Origin of the sequence: Mesorhizobium sp. C089B (assembly GCF_030323125.1) — a bacterium.
Classification (GTDB): domain Bacteria; phylum Pseudomonadota; class Alphaproteobacteria; order Rhizobiales; family Rhizobiaceae; genus Mesorhizobium.
The window spans coordinates 3,161,773-3,181,319 of record NZ_CP100469.1; the positions used below are offsets into that span (position 1 = coordinate 3,161,773).

The window sequence follows — 19,547 nt, forward strand, 5'->3', positions numbered from 1 at the left end:
GCTATGAAGCGACGCCAACGGGGCGGCATGCTCGCCCTGTTGACGGCTCCGCTTATATTATTCGTCGTCATTCTGTTTCTGTGGCCGGTGGCGCGCTTCCTCGCTCTGGCCGTCGACAACTCGGATTTCTCGAACAACCTGCCGCGCACCATTGCCGCTCTTGCCGGCTGGAAAGCAGAGAGCGGCCTGCCTGGCGAACCCGTCTTTGCAGCACTCGTCGAGGACCTGGCCGACGCGCGGCGCGCCGGGAAGGAAGGCGTCCTGGCGCAACTCGTGAACCAGCGCGTTGTCGGTAGCCGTTTCCTCGTCATCAAGACGGCAAAGGATGCGGCCGACGGCAAGCTCGGCATGCGCCCCGTGCGCGACGAGGTGCTCGCCAAACAGGCCGGCTGGAAAAACATCGATCTCTGGCAGGTCATAGCGCGTCAGCAAAGCGCGCGAACGGACTATTATCTGCTTGCGAGCCTCGACCTGAAGCGCGGCGCGGACAATTCGATCGAAGCCGTTTCGGCCGACCGCGCCATCTTCGTCGACGCGCTGCTGCGTACGATCTGGATCAGCATCGTGGTGACGGTCATCTGCGCGGTGCTCGCCGTGCCGCTGGCGCAGGCGATCGTCAGCGCGCCGCCTGCCTGGTCGAAGCTGATGTTCGCGCTGATCCTGTTTCCGCTCTGGACATCGCTGCTGGTGCGCACCGTCATCTGGATCATCGTGCTGCAGAAGAACGGTCCCGTGAATTCCACACTGCTCGGATTGGGTATCGTCAGCGAACCCCTCGACCTCATCTACACCCGCTTTTCGCTGTATCTGGCGATGGTTCAGGTTCTGCTGCCCATGATGGTCCTCTCCGTCGTCGCCGTCATGCGGCGGGTTCCGACCACCTACATGCGCGCGGCGCTGTCGTTGGGGGCGCCGTGGCTCACGGCGTGGCGCCGCGTCCAGTTGCCGTTGATCCTGCCCGGGATCCTGTCCGGCGGGGCGATCGTTTTTGTCTTCGCGCTCGGCTATTACATCACCCCGACGCTTGTCGGCGGGCCGACAGACCAGATGATCTCCAGCTACATAGCCTTCTACACCAACAGCACGCTGAACTGGGGCATGGGCGCAGCGCTTTCCCTGCAACTGCTGATGATCCTCGTATTGTTTGCGTTCCTGTTCTGGACGGCATCCGTCCTCTTCCGCAGCAAGGCGCATGTCGCATGAGCGCCGACCGCTTCCGGAAAGGGCTGATGTATGCCTATGCGGCGACGTTGCTGGCTTTCATGATCCTGCCCCTGCTGATCGTGGTCCCCATGTCGCTGACCTCGAGCAATTCGCTGGCATTTCCGACGCCGGGCTGGTCGTTGCGCTGGTATGCCGAACTGTGGATCGACGAGCGCTGGCCGAACGCGCTGTGGAACTCGGTCGTCATCGGGCTATCCACCACGGTTCTGGCTTTGCTGCTCGGAATACCTGCGGCGATCGGGCTCGCCTGGGGTGATTTTGCCGGGAAACGGATCCTCTACGCGATCATCGCCGCGCCTTTGGTGACGCCGGTCGTCATCGTCGGCGTCGCGGCCTTTTCATTCTTCGCCACGCTGGGACTCGTTGGCAACAAGCTATCAATCATTCTGGTGCACACGGCGATGGCCGTGCCTGTGATGCTAACCACCGTCGTCGCCAGTCTTTCGACCTTCGACCGGACGTTGGTTCGTGCGGCGGCATCGCTGGGCGCCGGCGCCATGCGCACCTTCTTCAAGGTGGTGCTGCCGCTGATAGCGCCGGGCGTCGTTACAGGGGCCATCATCGCCTTCATCATTTCTTTCGACGAAGTCGTCGTCGCAAGCTTCCTCTCGACGGGCGCGGAGCGAACCTTGCCCCGCATGATATTCTCCGGGGTGCGCGAGTCCATCAGCCCTGCCATCGCGGCTGTCGCCGTGCTGCTGATGGCTTTCTCGGCGATCCTGCTTGGGCTCATCGCTATCCTGCAGAGCCGCTCGCAAGCTCTCCGCGCAAAGGCATCGGCATGAAACTGGTTCCGCCGGTGCAGCAACTCGAGACCGAGATGACGGCGTGGCGGCGGCATCTCCATGCCAATCCCGAGCTCGGTTTCGAAGAGTTCGAGACGGCCCGTTTCGTGGCGGACAAACTGCGCGCGTGGGGCATCGAGACGACCGAAGGCGTCGGACGCACAGGTGTCGTCGGCACGCTCAGGGGCAGGCTTGGCGCTGGTCGCAGCCTTGGCATCCGCGCCGACATGGATGCCCTGCCGATGACTGAGGCACGGCCGCTGGCGCATGCGTCCCGCACCCCCGGGCGGATGCATGGCTGCGGCCATGACGGCCATACCACTATGCTGCTCGGCGCAGCCTCGGCGCTTGTTCGCTCGCCCGACTTCGCCGGCACGGTGCATTTCATCTTCCAGCCGGCCGAGGAGGGTCGAGGTGGGGCGCTTGCCATGCTGAACGAGGGCCTTTTCGAGCGTTTCCCCTGCGATGAAGTCTACGCGCTGCACAATTGCGAACGGCCGCTCGGCGAGATCGCCGTCCACCGCGGAACGGTGGCCGCGGGGGCCGATCGCTTCGAGATCGTCGTCCACGGAAGGGGCGGCCATGCGGCGATGCCGCATCTGGCGATCAATCCACTCCCCATCGCCGCGCGCATCCTGCTGGCAATCGAAGCCCTGCCCGGCCGCGTCACCGATGTGCATTCTCCCGCAATCGTCACCGTTGGCAGCCTGCGCGCAGGCGAAGCCTTCAACACCATCCCCGATACGGCGTTTCTGACCGGCACCGTGCGCACCTTCGACCACCAGGTTCAAAAGGCGCTGGAGACGGCAATCCGCCGCATCGCGAAAAACGAAGCTGAAGCTTTTGGCGCCGGCGTCGACCTCCGCTACGAAACGCCCTTCGCACCGACGATAAACACTGCGGCGCAAGCCGACGCGATGATCGCGATTGTGAACGAGGTGATGGGACCGGCAAGTCTCGTCATCGATCCGCCTCCCGAGATGGGTTCTGAAGATTTCTGCTACATGCTGGAACAGCGGCCCGGCTGCTATTTCCTGCTCGGCCAGGCCGACGATGCGCACCAGGCCGCGGCTCACGACACCAACTACGATTTCAACGACGCAATCCTGCCGATTGGCGCGAGCCTTTGGGTCAGGCTCGTGGAGCGCCGCCTATCAGCCAGAGGCGCATCGTGATGCAACTGACGGAAAAGGACATCGTCTGGCGAAGCCATTGGCTGCGGCAGGCCCTGCCCGAGGACCCAGACCTTGCGCCTCCGCTCGAAGAGGCGACGCAGGCTGACATCTGCATCGTCGGCGGCGGCTATCTGGGCCTGTGGACCGCTATACGCCTCAAGGAGCACAATCCCGCCTTCGATGTTGTCATCGTCGAGCGCGACATTTGCGGCGGTGGCCCGAGCGGCCGCAACTCCGGCATGGTGCTCTCGGCATGGACGAAATACAGCGCGCTCGCCGCGCTGCGCGACGGAAACGATGCACTTTCGATCATCAAGGCATCCGAAGCCGCAATCCGCGGCATCGAGGCTTTCTGCAAGGCCGAGGGAATAGACAGCTGGTTTGATCGCATCGGCTGGATCTGGGGTGCGACGTGCGAAGCCCAGCTTGGCGCCTGGGACGACGCGTTGAACAAGCTGGCGGCGCATGGCTACGTGCCGGCGCGACGAGTTTCGCGCGACGAGATCGCAGCGATAGCCGGCACGACGAGCCACCTCGGCGGCGCGTTCGATGCGTCGTCGGCAACCGTGCATCCCGGTTTCCTCGTGCGCGGCCTGCGCCGGGCAGCACTAACACGCGGCGTGCGCATCTATGAAAAGTCGCCGATGACGCGGTTTTCGCGCGACGGCACGCTCAAGGTGGAGACGGGGAGAGGCACTGTGTCCTGCGGCAAGATTGTGCTTGCCATGAATGCATGGTCCGGCGCCATTCGAGAACTGGCGCCGGCAATCTTCAACATCTCCAGCGACGACGCCATGTCAAAACCCATTCCAGACCTTCTCGACAAGATCGGCTACCGCCGCGCGCCGCTGATGATCGATTCCCGCGTTTTCGTCGGCGGTTGGTCGCCGACGCGCGATGGTCGGCTGTCTGTCGGCGTCAGTGGCGGCGTCATCGGCCTCGGCGGCATCGTCGACAGGCGGTTTCATGGTCTATCGCCACGGGTCGCCGACATGCGCCGCGCGTTGCGGGATGGTCACCCGGCGCTCGCCGACTTTCCGCTCGATACATCATGGAACGGCCCGATCGATCGGACCGTCAGCGGCGTGCCACTGTTCGGCGCCCTGCCCGCCAACCGCGACATCGTCTACGGCTACGGCTTCTCCGGCAACGGCACGACGATGGCCTATCTCGGCGGCAAGATCCTGACCGGCCTGTTGACCGGCGGCGAATCCGAGCTCACCCATTCGGCGCTCGTGCGCCCAGTGACGCGAGGCTTCCCATCCGAACCATTCCGGTTCGTCGGCGCGCATTTCGTTCGTGGCGCGGTGCGGCGGCGCGACGATCTCGAACATGCCGGCCGAAAACCCGACCTCTTGACCAGATGGCTCGCGGGACTGGCCCCGTCCGGCGTCACCCCTTCGAAAGCCAACCTCCGCGCAAGGAAAGGATAAACGGTGTCCAAGGCCAAGATCTTCAAGCACAGCGAATTGACCCTGAAGCCGTCGGTCACACCGACTGGCACATCCTCGATTGCCCGCGTCATCAATGCCGATATAAGTCGGACCATGGGCGGCGGCATCGAGTATCTCGAGAACGCCTCGATCGACTGGACCGTGACCTACGACGAGGTGCTGTTCATCCACGAGGGCACCTTGACGATCGAACTGGACGACGGTCGCCATGAGTGCAATCCCGGCGATATCGTCTGGCTGCCAAACGCCACCCACCTGAAATACATCGCCACCGAGCGTACCGGCTATTTCTATTGCCTTTACCCGTTCGACTGGGCAGCGCGGCAGGGAACGGTAGAACCCTGAACTGACAGGCACTCCTTTTCCATGCGTTGGCCATCCGCAGCGCAGTTCCGAACCCGGGGCGTCCAGACATCGACTCCGGCTCACACTCCTTGGGTTGTCACGTTCATCATATGTCATGCTGGCGCGCATGTCTGGCGGGAGATTGCAGCGACACAGCTCAGCCGCAGCACCTAAGCAGGAACCGGTAGTTCGACGAGTGGGCGGAAAGGCGGTAGCGCTCTCCCGCTACCAGCCTACCTAAGGTGTTGAATCACAGTAAAACGCGGACCTATGGTAGGCGCCCTGTCCGAAAAAATCTTCAATGATTTTCAGGACCTAGCCTGCTACCGTTGTGACGCCAACGAACGTGTTGCGACGCTTCGCAGACGACAAACTGCGCCTCGAGAGACGTGATTTGCGAGAATTGGCTGAAGCCTCCACCTGCGGACCACATTCGTCCCGATTCCGAGGCGCAATAGACGCGGATTTTCGAATGGCGCGCCCATGTCGCACGCCAAGCCCTCAACGCTCGGCGGCTTATGCCCGAGTTATCCAGCTAAATTAAGCAGTCTCATCGGGCGGGCGCTCTGGATTCGCCGACGCCAATCCGCGTGTGCGTACGCGGATCGTCTGACAGATACGATCAGCGAGAGAAGCGAGCGCGCCCTGCACAGTGCGTGCCCCAAGAACGGATTGGAGGGTAACGGCCTGTGTTGCAAACCTATGTTTGAAGGCCTCTCCGCCACAGAGGAAATCGACCAATCCCAAGCCGTGATCAAACGACCACTGTATATACTCCGTAATCAGGACCGCACCCGGCGACGCTCGGCTAAAATCAGGGTCGTAGGTGGTAACGAATGCCATCATGACGTTGTGCTGGACGATGTTGATGGAAACCGCGACCATCGCACCATTGCATTCAAGTACGAAAATGCGCAGCACACCGGCGCGTGACAGCGCGTCCACCAGGGCGGCAAGAACCGGCTCGCCCTCTTCGAAAAGGTCGGATTCACGCGTGTGCTTTTCCAGCCATCTGCGCTTCAGCGCCGACAGTCGCTCCAGCAATGGCTGCAGCGGCTCGTCGGCCGACAGGAGGCGGAATTTCACTTCGCCTGTTTCTTCCAGTATCTTGATGCCGCGCCGATAGTTCTGGCGCATCTTTTTCGGCTGGTCCGCCAGCCACGCTGCTCCGCTGGCCCACTGTCCAGCGACGCGATAACTGACTTCCTCCCGGTGATTGGCGCGAAGCTTGACGCCGCTGGAAGAGGCCGGTGTAAAAATCCTGCGGGCTGCCGCATCCGGAGACAGACGATTGATAAAAGCAAGATCGAAGCCACCCGCCGAACAGATCCGGTTCCAGAGGTTCTGGAGGGCCGATAGGGAGCATTCCGGCGCGACAAGAATATCACCATAGTCCGTATAGCTATTGGCGGCCCATTCGAGGAGCCGAAGTCCTTTTCGTCTGCCGATCGCCAGGGGAATGACAGCGACCAGCCTGTCATCGCTCCATACCAGACCGATCCGCAGCGAGCGCCGGTCGCGGTCGCGCACGGTGCTCCACCATGCCGAAACCCAGGCATGGCTCTGAAAGATCAGTGCATCGGTACGATGCCATAGGTCTACCCATTCGGTTTCGATGGCGGCCAGGCGATCCGTCGAACTGACGATTTCCAGTCGCTCCGCACCAACAGCGTCAATCGAAGCCATTTTGTTCATGGTTGGAGACGGTCCTGCGGCCGCGCGACATCGATGCGCTTTTGAAAAAGTCGCACGATATGGTTTGCCATTTTCTTGAGCGGCAGCACGTAAAGTCCAAAAAGCGACTGATAGTCGCGTACGTCGCGATCTATCAGTCCAAACTTGAGGTCTTCGTCCGGATCCGGGATGAACTGCGTTCCGAATATGCGATCCCAGAATGAAAAAAGCAGCCCGAAATTCTTGTCGTAGTGGCGAGGGTCGACACTGTGATGCACCTGGTGCCAGTGCGGACACAAGATGACGCCGTTCAACCGGCCGAAGGAAATCTTCAGATGCGTGTGGCGAACAAAGTCCATCATGAGAATGTTGCGAATGACATAGACGTTGATGCCAAATATGGCGATCTCGACCGGATTAAGCGCAATCAGGCTCCACAAGCCGAAACTGATCCCCGGTATGACGCCGTCCCAGATCCGGTTCATCAGATCGTCCAGGGGGTGAACCCGGTCCTTGGTGATCCCAACCATCACTTCGGCCGAATGATGCACCTTGTGCAATTCCCACAGGAACGGAAAACGGTGCTGGGCAACGTGATATAGGTAGTAGGAGATATCGTAAGCAGCGAGCATGGTTGCGGTGAAGAGGATGATCGTCACTGGGCCGGCGGGGCCGGGTATCAGCGGTTGCGAGATGCTGAAGAGCCAGCCGACTGCCTGGTTTGTTGCATATCCCGTGGCGGCAACGAAGGTGACACCGGCGGGAATGAGCAGGAAGGGCATCACCAGCCTTTTCGTGATCCAGAACAATGCGTCCGCTCGCGCCGATGGGTGCATGATGACTTCCGCGGGAAAGGCGAAGTCGAAAAAGTCCCGGAAGGATTTCTGTTCGACCGTTCGCCAGTAGGCGACCACCGCGCTCCCCAGCGCCGTGAGCAACAGGAGACCGAGTGTCAGCAGATTGATGTGTGAGAGTTTTTCCACGATCACTCTGGCGAATTCCGAAAACATCGATGCAGTGGCTCCTAGGTGGTGAAATGGTGATCCGGCTCGTCGCGAAGCACATATTGCCAGGCCCATCATATGCTGCCCGCAACTGTGTATCGGGATGCGACTGGCAAAACAATCATGGCCAAATTAGCAGATCAACGGTGTCAAAACCGCTAAATATCTGAACGTAATTAATGTCGAACGCTGCGCCTGCAACCTGCCCGTTATCGGGTCTGCGGCGGACTTGGCGCGAGCCGGATGACTACTCCCTTTTCGCCTACTTGGCCACGCCATGCGAGGCGTTCGGCTGGCTGCCTTGCACCAAAACGCGGCGAAACCCAGCCGCCCTGGCCCGGTGTGTCGCCGCCGGAACGGATGTGGATCGCTGCGTCTGGAAAGTGGATAGTCATCAAAGGTTCAGCGCCGCGCAATATCGTGACAATGTTTCCATCCCTGTTGGCGTGGAGGTCGGCGGCGAGTTGGAAGACGATCTCAGCGACGCGGCTGCCGCCGAGCAGTTGGTCGGTCACGAGGATGCCGTCGCCATCGCGTGTCACGGCGCGTTGATGCACAACGCCGAAGCGGCCTTTGTACCCGTCATGTCGGGCACACAGCCTCCAGTGCGGCCCCGGCTCGCTCTCCACCAATGTCGCAACCGCCTTGTGCGACCAGTTGAACGCCCCGGAGATGATGCTTTGGCTTTTACCCTCTAGGTTCAGCGTGTTGTGCGCCGGCGTCGAGCGGAACCAGTCGCGCCAGCCTCCCCCCGAACCATAGAGCCATGTGCCGGGGTCGACCAGCACCGGATCGCCGTCAATGCACAGGGTGAGCGACAGCGCGTCGGCATGACCGTGCGCCGCTATCGAAAGGTAGCCCAGCGGGCCGTGGTCGTATGTCAGATGGACGTTGCGACCATTCATCTCGCCGCGCCAGACGGAGAGCCCGCCTTGCGTGAACGTATGCAATCCATTCGGCACCGGCGCCGGCCGCGGTGGCGCGCCGAAGAAAAGCGCACGAAAATCGCCAGGCTCCGGTGCGCTGCCCGGCATCCGTAGAAAACCACGGATGGCGGCCGCGACCGATCCGACATAATCGGTTTCGCCCCCCAGCGTGATCACGCGGCCTTCATCATTGTCGCCGAAGCCGCTGGTTTTCGGCGGGAGCCAGCCTGCGAAATTGGCGAAAGCGGCCAAACGCGCTTCGACGGGCTGGGGAAAAGGCAGTCCGGCCTGGCGCGCCGCCGCAGCGCACAGCAGGAAAAGTTCGGCACTGAAGGCGGCGTAGGTCGGGGTCTGCTCGGCCCCGGCGCCATCGGCCAGGATCTGTTTGAGCACCTCAGCCAGGAGCGACTCGCGAGCCACCTCGGCCCCGAAAGCCAGACCGATCAAATATTCGCCAGCCAGTTCCGCGACGAGATGGTTGTTGGCGGACGAAAAACGGGAGGGAAACCGCGGCAGCCAATAGGCGCTTGCCGCCAGTATTTCACCGATTTTTTCTCGCGTCGCCGCGCCAAGCCGGTCGCCGACGAGGTCGAGCGTGACAATCAGGCTGATGGCTCGTAGCGCGACCTCGATGCCCGAGGCCCAGCCAACGCCCCGAAATGGTGGGTTGGCGAAATGCCAGCTCTCGATCGCCGCCTCGATGGCCGCACGGGATTGATCGTCGCCGGTGAGAAGCAGATGGGCAGCCAGTGGCGGCAGTTGCTGCAGCCGGTTGATTTCCCAGACATATTTTACATCGCCACGGCCGGTGGCATGGCGAAAATCGATATCGAAAGTATGGGTCTTGGGGCCTGGCCAAAGCCGGCCGGTCACCGGATCAAGGCGCCAGAGCTCGGGTGGAAAGAGAGTATAGGGGTCTCGCTGTGGCCAGGTCTGCCCAAGTGCTGAAAACTGGCCTCGAAGAGTGTTTTGCGCAGCCGCCTCGATAGCTTGCCGCTGGGCTGGTGTCGCAGCGGCCGGCACAGCATTCCGCAATCCGTGCAGCACCGGGTGCAACTGCGGCGACGCATAGCGCTGCCAGCCGTCGTCGCGGCGGCGCGAAACGGTCCTCCGGCGCTGCTCGTCCAACCGATGCAATATCTCGGCCAACTCCATGCTGCGCAATCGGTTGAAATACCACCCGACCCTCATCCGCGCTCCGCCAAGATTTTGATCGTCATACACCATCCCGTCGAAAAAGCGTGTGGCGGCATCCTCTTTTCCGTTCCCGCGGTTAATATCTTCGGCCATGACGCGGAGTTTTGCGATGAGAAAAGTTGTCTACGTCATAGCGTGCGCGCTTGGCATGGCTATGTCAGCCGAGGCGGCGCCGATCCCGCTTGAGCGCGGCGTCGGCGTCCATGAATGGCTCAACTGGTCGCCGGTGGAGAAAGATGGTTCCTACAAATGGCCGCCCTATCGCAGCGAGAAGGAATGGCTTGCGGGCGGCAGGCCGCTCACCGATTGGCCGGACGGCGACCAGTTTGATCGCATTCGATCCATGGGCTTCGACTTTGTCCGGCTGAGTGTCGACCCTGGCCCTCTGCTTGCCAGCGAGGGCGCCAAACGACAACAGGCGCTGGACATGCTTGCCGCTGCGGTGCAGCGGGTGGTTTCAAGCGGGCTCAAGGTGGTTTTCGATCTGCATGGCGTCAGCCAGGTTCCGGCCTACAGCATGGAAATGATCTATGGCGGGGCCGACAGCGAGGGTGTTGCCCGCTATCGCAAATGGTAGTGGCGGTGGCTGCCATGCTGATCAAAATTGGCGCCGACAAGGTCGCCCTCGAGCCCTATAACGAGCCCGCCTACTACCCTTGCGATTCAAGCGGCAGCGATGACTGGCAGCGGATCATGGCAGGCACGGTTCGCGATATTCGCGCCGTCAGCAGCGAACTCACCATCGTCGCGACCGGCGCCTGCGGCGGGAGCATCGCGGGACTGGTCAACCTGGACCCCAACTTCGACGACCCCAACGTCTATTACAGCTTCCACATGTATGATCCGCACAGCTTCACGCACCAGCGGGCCGATGACAAGAACGCTTTCTCCTCCGGCCTTCCCTGGCCTGCCGACGCCAGCACGCCCGAAGTGGTCGCCGAAACCCTCAAGGCGCAGATGGACGCCGCCGGCTTGAGCCAGATCGAAGAGGTGATGAACATGGCCTCGGCGCGTGAAACGATCGCCCGATACTTTGAGCAGAATTGGGGGCAGAGCCAGCTCGAAGCGGGTTTCCGTCAGGCGGTCGACTGGGCTGAAGCCCATGGCATAGCGAGCCGACGCCTGTTCGTGGGCGAATTCGGCGTTATCCTGATGTCTGCGGATGGCCGCATGGGAGCTTTCGATGCTGATCGCCTGCGCTATCTCATGGCAGTGCGCAGAGAGGCGGAACGCTTCGCGATGCCGTGGTCGGCCTGGGAATTCTCCAATCCTTACGGAATGAGTGTTATCCAACCCAAGGGGCCTGCGATCCCGGACCGGGAGATGTTGCGGGCACTGGGCCTGCCATAACTCGTCATCGGGTCAGGATCGGTTCGAGCGGTCTGCCTGGTTGCTGGCGATCAATCGCGTGAAACCCAAGGACTGTCGTCTCCAGTTGCAGCCGAGAGGGCCTGATCGAACCAAATCAGGCTCAGTTTTAAAATCACTCCACCGAGCAGCTATTTAATATATTCGCTGTAGATTGGTGTCCTCGATCATACGCAAACAAGGGAAAGAGGGCCAAGGGAAAGAATGTGCGGAATTGCCGGCTGGATTGGGCGCAGGGTCGAGAAGCCACAAGATCGGGCCGCCGGGATGTCGAATGCCTTGCAGCATCGTGGTCCCGATGCCGAAGGCATCGAACTCCTGGACCTGAACACAGGCGAGGACCAGTTGGCATTGGTGCATCGCCGCCTGGCGATTATTGACTTAAACGCCGATTCAAATCAGCCGATGCAGACCGAGGACGGACGGCTCCGGATTATTTTCAACGGCGAAATATACAACTACATCGAGCTGCGTGAGGAGTTGATCGGTCTCGGCCACCGTTTTCGCACACGCTCCGACACGGAAGTGCTGCTCAGGGCTTATGACCAGTGGCGCCTGGCCATGTTCGACCGGTTGAGCGGGATGTTCGCTTTTGCGCTGTGGGACGCTCAACGGCGCGAATTGATCCTCGCCCGCGACCCCTTTGGAAAAAAACCCCTTTACCTCATGCAAGGCAGAAATTTGCTGTCGTTTGCCTCGGAGATCAGCGCGTTGTTGTCTGCGCAGCCAGATGGCCAGCAGCTCGATCTGGATGGAGTGCGCGAGTATCTGACCTGGCGTTACGTGCCTGGACCGCGGACGCTTTTCAAACAGATCCGCAAGCTCAACCCGGGAAGCTACGCTGTGTGGTCGCAAGGGGAAGTAACGGAAACGCGCTACTATGCGCCCCCGGATCAGACCGATCTGACAGCGGATATCGATCCAGGAACCGCCAAGCGACGATTTCTGGAATTGCTCGACCGTTCTGTCGAGATCAGGATGCGCAGTGATGCGCGGTTTGGCGCCTTTCTATCCGGGGGGCTCGACTCGTCGGCAATCGTTGCCCTGATGACCAGGCACAGCGACAACCCGATTCGTACGTTTTCGGTCGGTTTCAGCGAACAGGCTTACAGCGAGCTTCCATTCGCCCGGCGCGTCGCCGATCATTTCAAGACCGATCATTGCGAAATCGTCATCCAGGCGGATGACCTGATGAATCATCTGCCTAAGATGGTCCGCCATCGGGGGGCACCTGTTTCACAAAGTACGGACATTCCAATTTACCTGATGTCGGTTCGAGCCTCGCGGGACGTCAAGATGGTGCTTACGGGCGAAGGGGCGGACGAGATTCTCGGCGGCTACCCCAAACATCGCGCAGAGTCTCTGGCGGGTGTCTACCGGTCACTTGTTCCAGCGTCGCTTCACAACAATCTCCTCGCCCCTTTGATGCGCGCATTGCCCGGCGCATCGGCCAAGTTCGACATATTTGCCCGAAGCGCGGGTGAACGGGACTTTGCAACCCGGATGATCTCCTGGTTTGGAGCCATGACGGCGCGGGAACGCGATTCGCTCCTCGGTGGGTTGGCCACTTGCGGCCATGACCGCAACGATTTCCCGTTCTCTTCGAGTGTGACGGAATCCCATCTGCGCCGTGTGTTGTTTTTTGATCAGACATCGTGGTTGCCCGACAACCTCTTGGAACGGGGCGACCGGATGATGATGGCCGGTTCAATCGAGGGGCGAATGCCATTCCTTGATCGCGATCTGGTTTCCTTCGTCAGCCAGCTGCCCGATCGTTACAGGCTCGGTCTCCTGGGCAGCAAACAGATCCTGCGCGACTGCATGGCCGGCATGGTTCCCGACGAGGCCCTCAACCGGCCAAAGATCGGCTTCAAGGTGCCCGTCGCCGAATGGTTCCGCGGGTCGATGAGCGATTATGTACGAGACCATCTGTGTTCGTCCCATTCGGTCATCCGTAGCTATTTGAGCGCCAAGAAGCTGGACCAGATTGTCACGGAGCACGCCGAGCGCGCCGCGGACCACGAAAAACTGATATGGGCGCTTTTGAACCTGGAGATATTCCACCGCGAATTCGCGCTTGGCCCGCCGCAGTGACGACAATGAAGGACAGCGTCAGCGCTTGACCGATCGCGCCTCGGACGCGACCGATCTCCAGACATCGCAGATCGCGTCGACAAACGGTGCAAGCTCAAGCCTTTCCCGGTGCACCGCCATGGCGGCGGCGCCAAGCCGCGCGCGCAGCGCCGTATCCTCGACCAGCCGAGTTAACGCCTCGGTCAACGCCGCCACATCGCCGGGCGGCACCAACAGACCGGATTGTTCGTGGGTGATGATGTCCTCGACCGCGCCAACCGGGGTGGCCACGACAGCCAGGCCGGCCGCCATGCCTTCGATCACCGACATTGGCAGATTTTCGGCGAACGAGGGGAGCACCAGAATATCGGCCGAAGCGATCAGTGATGCGACCTCGTCAGGTCCCACCCAGCCCGGAAAAGCAATACGGTCGGCAATCCCTAGAGCGACCGACCTCGCTCGTGCCGGCTCGACCTCACCATCGCCGGCGATCGTGGCACGCCAACCCCTGAGATGTTTCATCCGCTCCAGCGCCTCGCCCAACTGCGGCACGCCCTTTCGCTCGCCGATGCGGCCGAGGAACAGGATGTGCACGTGATCGCCTCCGCCGACATGCGCCAGGGAAGGAACTGCCGTGGCGTTGGGAACGATGACAATATTGCCGCCGTTCGCCGGTGCCCGGCTGGCGACGAAATCGCGCCAAAGCCCCCCCAGGACAATCACCCGGCCGGCATGCTCGAACAGAGCCCTGATACGGCGGCTCATGAAACTATGATCATCTTTCCAGAATGTCTGATACTGCGCCCCATGCAGATGAAGGACATATGGTATCGACAACAGCCTGGCGCAGGCGGCGATCATCATCTTGCGATAGGTGCTGCCGGAGACCGATATATTGATGTGAATGACGTCGGCGCGTCTGTCGAGGCGGGCCGCAAGCATCCGCGCGCAAAAACCAAGCATGTAGAAGATCGAAAGCCCGACATGTCCCGGGCCACGGCTGGAAAGAAAGCGCAGATCGATGTCGGCGATCTCTTGCCGTTCGAACTCCTGCTTCAGCGCCCCCATGATCCGGTCGATGCCGCCTTGTCCCGAAACGCCCGAGGGCGTTGCGACCAAGACATGTATTTTTCTATTGTGGGCGAGACGCTGCAACATGACACCATTTGGATTGCGGATGCCGGGTGACCCTAAAGCAAACGTTCCAAAAAAGGTTTACGACAAATCTTTTGGTTCAAACTGTATCCGTTCACCCTTTGCCGTCATCATGCTGGAATTCCCGTCGGTCAACGATTAATCGACGGCAAATTTTCCGGGAACAACCCTTTGCTGCTCCGTTCCACACTCATCTATGGCCCAGCTATTCTGCTGACGCGGGTTTCCGCTCTGCTCCTGCTGGTCGTCATGACGCGGCTGATCGACCAGACCGAGTATGGCCTGCTGACCCTGGTGGTCACCGTGGGCGAAATGACGGATGTTGCCGTTACCAACTGGCTGCGCATAGCCTTGCTGCGGCTTGGCGGAAAAGGCGACGTCAGCCGTGGCAGCCTGATGCTTGCCGGACAGGTATTGCTTGTCACCACGGTGCTGGCCCTGATCATATCCGTGATCGCCTCGGCGGTGATCGTGCCGGAGCGCTGGATCGAATTTGCAATCGCCGTCTGCAGCTATCTGATTGCCGGCTCCATCAGCCGGTTCGCGTTGACGGTGCTGCAAATGCAGCAGCGTCATTCCCTCTATTCGATGCTTGAATATCTGCGCGGCCTGCTGCAACTCGCCTTGCCGATCGCCGCCATCCTTATCTTCCAACGCTCGTTTCTGACGGTATCGCTCGGCTCGAGCCTCGCCGTGCTGATTGCCGGCATCGTGGCGTGCGTGGTGGCATCCGGGCGCGTTATTGGCGGCCCGCCGCGCTTCACCCACAAGGAGTTTTTTGCCCTCGGCGTGCCCCTCGTCATCATGGCGCTGGTCGGTTTCGGTCTCAACAGCGCTGAACGCGTCTTCCTCAAGCTCTACTACGATGCCGGCGCGGTGGCTGTCTTCGCAGCCGCCTACGCATTGGCTCGGCAGCCGATCGATATGGTCGCCAACGCAATCAACATGGGCGCATTTCCAGAAGTGGTCAGCCGCTTCGACGAAGAGGGATCCGAGGCGTCCGGGCGGTTGTTGTCGCAACTCATGGCCTTGATGATACGCCTTTGCCTGCCGGTCGCAGCAACGCTTATCGCGCTCAGCGGCGACATCACGCGACTCCTGCTGCCCGCGGAATATCATGGTCGCTTCGGTCTGCTGTTTCCGATCATCGCCTTCAGCGTTCTTTGTGCCAATCTCACAAGCTTCGTTTATGGCGTCGTGGTGCACGCACATAAGCGGCCGTGGTTGCTGATCATCGCCAATTCCTTCGGCTCGGTGGCAACGATTTCACTGTCTTTTCTGTTGATTCCCACCATGGCGGAGGTTGGCGCGGCGTTGGCGTTGGCGGGCGGATCGCTGGCAGGTCTTGCAGCCTGCATCGTCATCGCCGAGAGGCTCACGCCGGTGCCGGTTCCCTGGCGCGACATCGCTGTCTCGGCCATCATTTCTATCTGCACCGGACTGGCCGCCAGCCTTGCCAGCACTGCGCTGGGCAATATGCCGGCGATCTTTCCGCTCGCGGCGGGCGGTGTCGCCGGCGCTGCGGCTTTCCTGGGACTGACCTGGTTGTTTCACCCCGCGGCCGTGACGCAGTTCATCGGCAAGCTAAGGGCACGGCTCCGGATCGCATAAATCCCGCGCAATGAGGCATGCTTGTCTGAAAGTCGCGAGCCTACGGATTGACGTTTCGGCGTCCCCGGCGAGACCAGAACTCACGCCACAGCAGCAGTGCATAGGCGGTGTTGGTATCGTAGTAGCGGCGCCACAAGCGTCGCGGCTCCTGTGCCACACGGAACAGCCACTCCAGGCCGGCCGCCTGAACCAGTTTCGGTGCCCGGGCGACCTTTCCACCATAGACGTCGAAGCTGCCGCCCACGCCCATGACGAAACTCGGAGCGAGTACGTCGCGATAGCGCTTGAGAAAGCGCTCCTTGCTCGGCGTCGGCATCGCCACAAACAGGCAGTCGGCACCTGAAGCGTTGATGGCCTCGACGATCGCGGCCTCTTCGTCCGCCTTGAAATACCCATTGCGCCTGCCGGCAATGGCCAGGCTCGGATGATCTCTGGCAAGTCGGCTTTCAACTGCGTCGAGAATGTGCTGTTCAGCGCCCAGAAGGTAGGGGCGATAGCCACGCCTGGCGCACAGCGCAAGCAGGTTGATCATGACGTCGACGCCGGTCACACGCTCCGGCAACTCGACGCCGCAGAGCCGCGCGCCCCAAAGCACGCCTTTGCCGTCGACATTGACCATATCCGCCCCGACGACATCCTCGCGCAGTTCGGCATTCTTGCGCATGTTCACAAGCTTGGCGACGTTCACGACAACATGATGAAGCGGCCGCCGCGTCGCCATCGCCTCGTCTGCGATGGCCAGCGTCTCGGCCATGGTCAGCGCATGGATGGTCGCACCGAGAAACTCGCGGCGGCGTGATGCCAATAGAGAGTGTTGCGCCCATGCCGGGTCATGCGAGTTCATGCCGCTTCTCCGGTGCGAGCGAGAGACTGCGAGCGTTCCATTTCGGATTTCTTGCCTTCGATGCGGGCGTCGGGCTTGCGCGCCTTGCGCCAGGTCCACAGGCCCCGTGTGTCGACGAGCTTCTTGTCCTTGAGCGCTTCGGGATCGATCAGATTGAATTGTCGATGGTCGACCAGCAGGACGACGATATCGGATTGGTCAATAGCGGAAAGTGCATCGGTGAACATGACGCCGCTGCCCTCGAGCTCGTGTGGCAACTGACGCGCATTGGGCTCGGCAGCGACGATCTTGATATTGGGAATCTTGGACAGAAGCTTAACAACCTCGACAGCCGGGCTCTCGCGCATATCGTCGATATTGGGTTTGAAGCTGAGGCCAAGACAGGCGATCGTCTGCTTGCGGGTCGGGTCGAGCAATGCCTCGATGTCCCTGACCACCGACAAGGGTCGCTCGGAATTGATGCGCCGTGCCGAACTGATCAGCCGCGTATTGTTCGGTGCGGCGTCGATGATAAAATACGGATCGATCGCAATGCAGTGGCCGCCCACGCCCGGGCTCGGCTGCAGGATGTTCACGCGAGGATGCCGGTTGGCGAGATCGATTACCTCCCAGACGTTGAGCGACAGATCCTGGCACACCGCCGCAAGCTCATTGGCGAAGGCGATATTGACATCGCGGAACGCATTTTCGGTCAGCTTAACCAGTTCCGCGCTTTCGGCCTGGGTTATGAACAGGTCGCCGGCGACGAAGCTTGAATAGAGTGCCGCTGTCCGCTCCGAAGACTTTCGGGACAGCCCGCCGATCGAGCGATCATTGTTGATCAGTTCGGTCAGCACCTTTCCCGGCAGCACGCGCTCAGGAGAGTAGGCGACCAGGACGTCAGCTTCCTCGCCATGTGCGACGGGAAATTTGAGATCGGGTCGCAGTTCAGCGAGCAGCGCTGTCATGACACGCGTCGTACCGACCGGCGATGTTGATTCCAGCACCACCAGGTCGTCCCGTTTTAGCACCGGAGCGATGCTTCGCGCTGCCGCAAGCACGTAGCTGACATCCGGCTTGCGGTCCGGGGTGATCGGAGTTGGAACGGCGATAATATAGGCATCGGCCGGCTGAGGCGTACTGAATGCCTTGAGCTTGCCATTGGCGACGACTTTCTGGATCAAACCATCCAGGTCCGGTTCGATGATGTGGATTTCGCCGCGGTTGACCTTCGCGACCACCGCCTCGTTGATATCGACACCGATGACATCGAGTCCGCGGCTGGCAAAAATGGCACAGGTCGGCAGGCCGATATAGCCCATGCCGATAACGGAAACGGTTTTGATTTCAGCCATGATTCAGCAATTCCTCAACGATCCGGCTCGCAGCTTGGCCATTGCCGTATGGATTGTGCCTCTCCGCCATGCCGCGATAGACGCTCTCATCATCGAGCAGGCTATTGGCATTGGCCAGAATTTTTTCGATATCGGTGCCGACCAGCCGGGCAGTACCAGCGGCGATCCCTTCGGGTCGCTCCGTGTTTTCCCGCATTACCAGCACCGGCTTGCCGAGTGAAGGCGCCTCTTCCTGCACGCCGCCGCTGTCGGTCAACACCAGGTAGCTCTGTTTCTGCAGGTACAGGAACGGCAAATAGTCCTGCGGGTCGATCAGGTGGATGTTCGGCACCGTCCCGATTTCGGCCTCGACCACGGAGCGCACATTCGGGTTGGGATGGACCGGGTAGATGATCTGCACATCCCTGCGCGCCGACAATGCCTTCAGCGCGGTGCAGATTCTCTGGATGCCGCCATCGAAATTCTCACGGCGATGACCGGTGACGAGTATCATTTTCTTGGTCGGATCGATGAAGGGGAAACGAGCGGCGAGCTTGGCGTTCATCAACTTGTCGGCATCGATCTCGCTGGAGAAATGCAGCAGCGTGTCGATCACGGTATTGCCGGTTACGAAGATGGTGTTCGCAGCCTTTCCTTCGGCGATGAGATTGTCGCGCGCCTCGGTGGTCGGCGCAAAATGCCAGGTGGCGATGTTGCCGGCAATCTTGCGGTTCAGTTCCTCCGGAAAGGGAGAGTTGATGTTGTGGCTGCGCAATCCCGCCTCGATATGGGCAACCGGAATGTGCTTGTAGAAGGCAGCTAGAGCCGCGGTCATCGCGGTGGTTGTGTCGCCCTGGACGACGACGATGTCCGGCTTCGCCTTCTCCAGCACCCCCGCCATTCCGAGGAGCACGCGCGAGGTCACGTCGAACAACGTCTGACCTGGCTGCATGATGTTGAGATCGTAGTGCACCGGCAGGCCCGTCAGTTCAATGACCTGATCGACCATCTCGCGATGCTGGCCCGTCACACATATTTCCGTGGTAAAGCCCGGATGGGCAAGCGCGGCGCGCGCCACCGGAAAACATTTGAGCGCCTCCGGCCTCGTGCCGAACACGATCAGCAGTTTTCGCCTTGAGGGCAATTTCGGATGTGAAACGGCGTTCATGGTTGACCCTGGTCACCGAAAGCGTGGGCGCCCGGCTGATATGTGCTTACAGCCTAACAATAGCGCCCTGAACCGCCTTCGTATTCAAAAAAATTAACGTATGATTAACGCTAGAGTCCGCAGCCCCCCTTGGGCAACCCTTGCCAGGAACAGTGGGGAAAGATACCAAAGCAAAGCCATTTTTTGCTTTAACGAGAATAACTTGGGTTGACTAATATTTTAATCATCGGC

Annotated in this window: 16 protein-coding genes; 9 read left to right on the plus strand and 7 right to left on the minus strand. The window is 60.7% G+C overall.

The window, feature by feature from the left end; genetic code table 11:
* The first annotated feature begins 3 nt into the window (after nt 1-3).
* Genes NLY44_RS15735 through NLY44_RS15755 form a run of 5 tightly spaced genes read left to right on the plus strand, consistent with a single transcriptional unit; the run spans nt 4 to nt 4,983 of the window.
* Nucleotides 4-1,203: an ABC transporter permease gene (locus NLY44_RS15735; protein ID WP_023686279.1), complete on the plus strand. Its 1,200-nt coding sequence runs from the start codon at nt 4-6 to the stop codon at nt 1,201-1,203.
* Nucleotides 1,200-2,009, plus strand: a complete 810-nt coding sequence (locus NLY44_RS15740; protein ID WP_050588874.1) for an ABC transporter permease — start codon at nt 1,200-1,202, stop codon at nt 2,007-2,009. The genes NLY44_RS15735 and NLY44_RS15740 overlap by 4 nt, the downstream gene beginning before the upstream one ends.
* On the plus strand, nt 2,006-3,184 hold the full coding sequence (locus NLY44_RS15745) for a M20 aminoacylase family protein (RefSeq protein ID WP_023713984.1): 1,179 nt from the start codon (nt 2,006-2,008) through the stop codon (nt 3,182-3,184). Before NLY44_RS15740 ends, NLY44_RS15745 begins: the two co-directional genes overlap by 4 nt.
* Nucleotides 3,184-4,617, plus strand: a complete 1,434-nt coding sequence (locus NLY44_RS15750; RefSeq protein ID WP_023804774.1) for an NAD(P)/FAD-dependent oxidoreductase — start codon at nt 3,184-3,186, stop codon at nt 4,615-4,617. Before NLY44_RS15745 ends, NLY44_RS15750 begins: the two co-directional genes overlap by 1 nt.
* A gap of 3 nt (nt 4,618-4,620) precedes the next feature.
* The gene (locus NLY44_RS15755; protein ID WP_023671808.1) at nt 4,621-4,983 is read left to right on the plus strand and encodes a EutQ-related cupin domain-containing protein; all 363 of its coding nucleotides are present in this window, start codon (nt 4,621-4,623) and stop codon (nt 4,981-4,983) included.
* A gap of 540 nt (nt 4,984-5,523) precedes the next feature.
* Here the strand turns inward: NLY44_RS15755 and NLY44_RS15760 are convergent.
* The 3 genes from NLY44_RS15760 to NLY44_RS15770 all read right to left on the minus strand — a co-directional run bounded on the left by NLY44_RS15760 (nt 5,524) and on the right by NLY44_RS15770 (nt 9,877).
* Complete coding sequence (locus tag NLY44_RS15760; protein WP_023804773.1) at nt 5,524-6,678, minus strand: GNAT family N-acetyltransferase; 1,155 nt, start codon at nt 6,676-6,678, stop codon at nt 5,524-5,526.
* Nucleotides 6,675-7,667, minus strand: coding sequence for a sterol desaturase family protein (locus NLY44_RS15765; RefSeq protein ID WP_023804772.1), 993 nt, complete (start codon nt 7,665-7,667; stop codon nt 6,675-6,677). The genes NLY44_RS15760 and NLY44_RS15765 overlap by 4 nt, the downstream gene beginning before the upstream one ends.
* A gap of 203 nt (nt 7,668-7,870) precedes the next feature.
* Nucleotides 7,871-9,877 carry a heparinase II/III family protein gene (locus NLY44_RS15770; RefSeq protein WP_023804771.1) on the minus strand — a complete coding sequence of 669 codons (2,007 nt, stop codon included), beginning with the start codon at nt 9,875-9,877 and terminating at the stop codon, nt 7,871-7,873.
* Nucleotides 9,878-9,893: 16 nt separating this feature from the next.
* Between NLY44_RS15770 and NLY44_RS15775 the strand changes: the two genes are divergently transcribed.
* From NLY44_RS15775 to asnB, 3 genes are all read left to right on the plus strand, one after another.
* A complete protein-coding gene (locus tag NLY44_RS15775) occupies nt 9,894-10,361 on the plus strand; it encodes a glycoside hydrolase family 5 protein (protein WP_286457620.1) in 468 nt (155 codons plus the stop codon).
* Between the two features lie 14 nt (nt 10,362-10,375).
* On the plus strand, nt 10,376-11,134 hold the full coding sequence (locus NLY44_RS15780) for a glycoside hydrolase family 5 protein (RefSeq protein WP_286457622.1): 759 nt from the start codon (nt 10,376-10,378) through the stop codon (nt 11,132-11,134).
* Nucleotides 11,135-11,356: 222 nt separating this feature from the next.
* Complete coding sequence (gene asnB, locus NLY44_RS15785) at nt 11,357-13,246, plus strand: asparagine synthase (glutamine-hydrolyzing) (protein ID WP_023728343.1); 1,890 nt, start codon at nt 11,357-11,359, stop codon at nt 13,244-13,246.
* An 18-nt stretch (nt 13,247-13,264) separates the two neighbouring features.
* Here the strand turns inward: asnB and NLY44_RS15790 are convergent, their stop codons facing one another.
* The gene (locus tag NLY44_RS15790; RefSeq protein WP_023671802.1) at nt 13,265-14,383 is read right to left on the minus strand and encodes a glycosyltransferase family 4 protein; all 1,119 of its coding nucleotides are present in this window, start codon (nt 14,381-14,383) and stop codon (nt 13,265-13,267) included.
* Nucleotides 14,384-14,551: 168 nt separating this feature from the next.
* On the opposite strand from NLY44_RS15790, the gene NLY44_RS15795 reads away from it, so the two are divergent.
* Complete coding sequence (locus tag NLY44_RS15795; protein ID WP_023804770.1) at nt 14,552-15,991, plus strand: lipopolysaccharide biosynthesis protein; 1,440 nt, start codon at nt 14,552-14,554, stop codon at nt 15,989-15,991.
* 40 nt (nt 15,992-16,031) lie between these two features.
* Here NLY44_RS15795 and NLY44_RS15800 read toward each other — a convergent pair whose 3' ends face one another.
* Genes NLY44_RS15800 through wecB form a run of 3 tightly spaced genes read right to left on the minus strand, consistent with a single transcriptional unit; the run spans nt 16,032 to nt 19,316 of the window.
* The gene (locus NLY44_RS15800) at nt 16,032-16,835 is read right to left on the minus strand and encodes a WecB/TagA/CpsF family glycosyltransferase (RefSeq protein ID WP_031195422.1); all 804 of its coding nucleotides are present in this window, start codon (nt 16,833-16,835) and stop codon (nt 16,032-16,034) included.
* Nucleotides 16,832-18,169 carry a UDP-N-acetyl-D-mannosamine dehydrogenase gene (gene wecC, locus NLY44_RS15805; RefSeq protein ID WP_023686301.1) on the minus strand — a complete coding sequence of 446 codons (1,338 nt, stop codon included), beginning with the start codon at nt 18,167-18,169 and terminating at the stop codon, nt 16,832-16,834. Before wecC ends, NLY44_RS15800 begins: the two co-directional genes overlap by 4 nt.
* Complete coding sequence (wecB, locus tag NLY44_RS15810; protein ID WP_023804769.1) at nt 18,162-19,316, minus strand: non-hydrolyzing UDP-N-acetylglucosamine 2-epimerase; 1,155 nt, start codon at nt 19,314-19,316, stop codon at nt 18,162-18,164. The genes wecC and wecB overlap by 8 nt, the downstream gene beginning before the upstream one ends.
* Nucleotides 19,317-19,547: the final 231 nt, after the last annotated feature.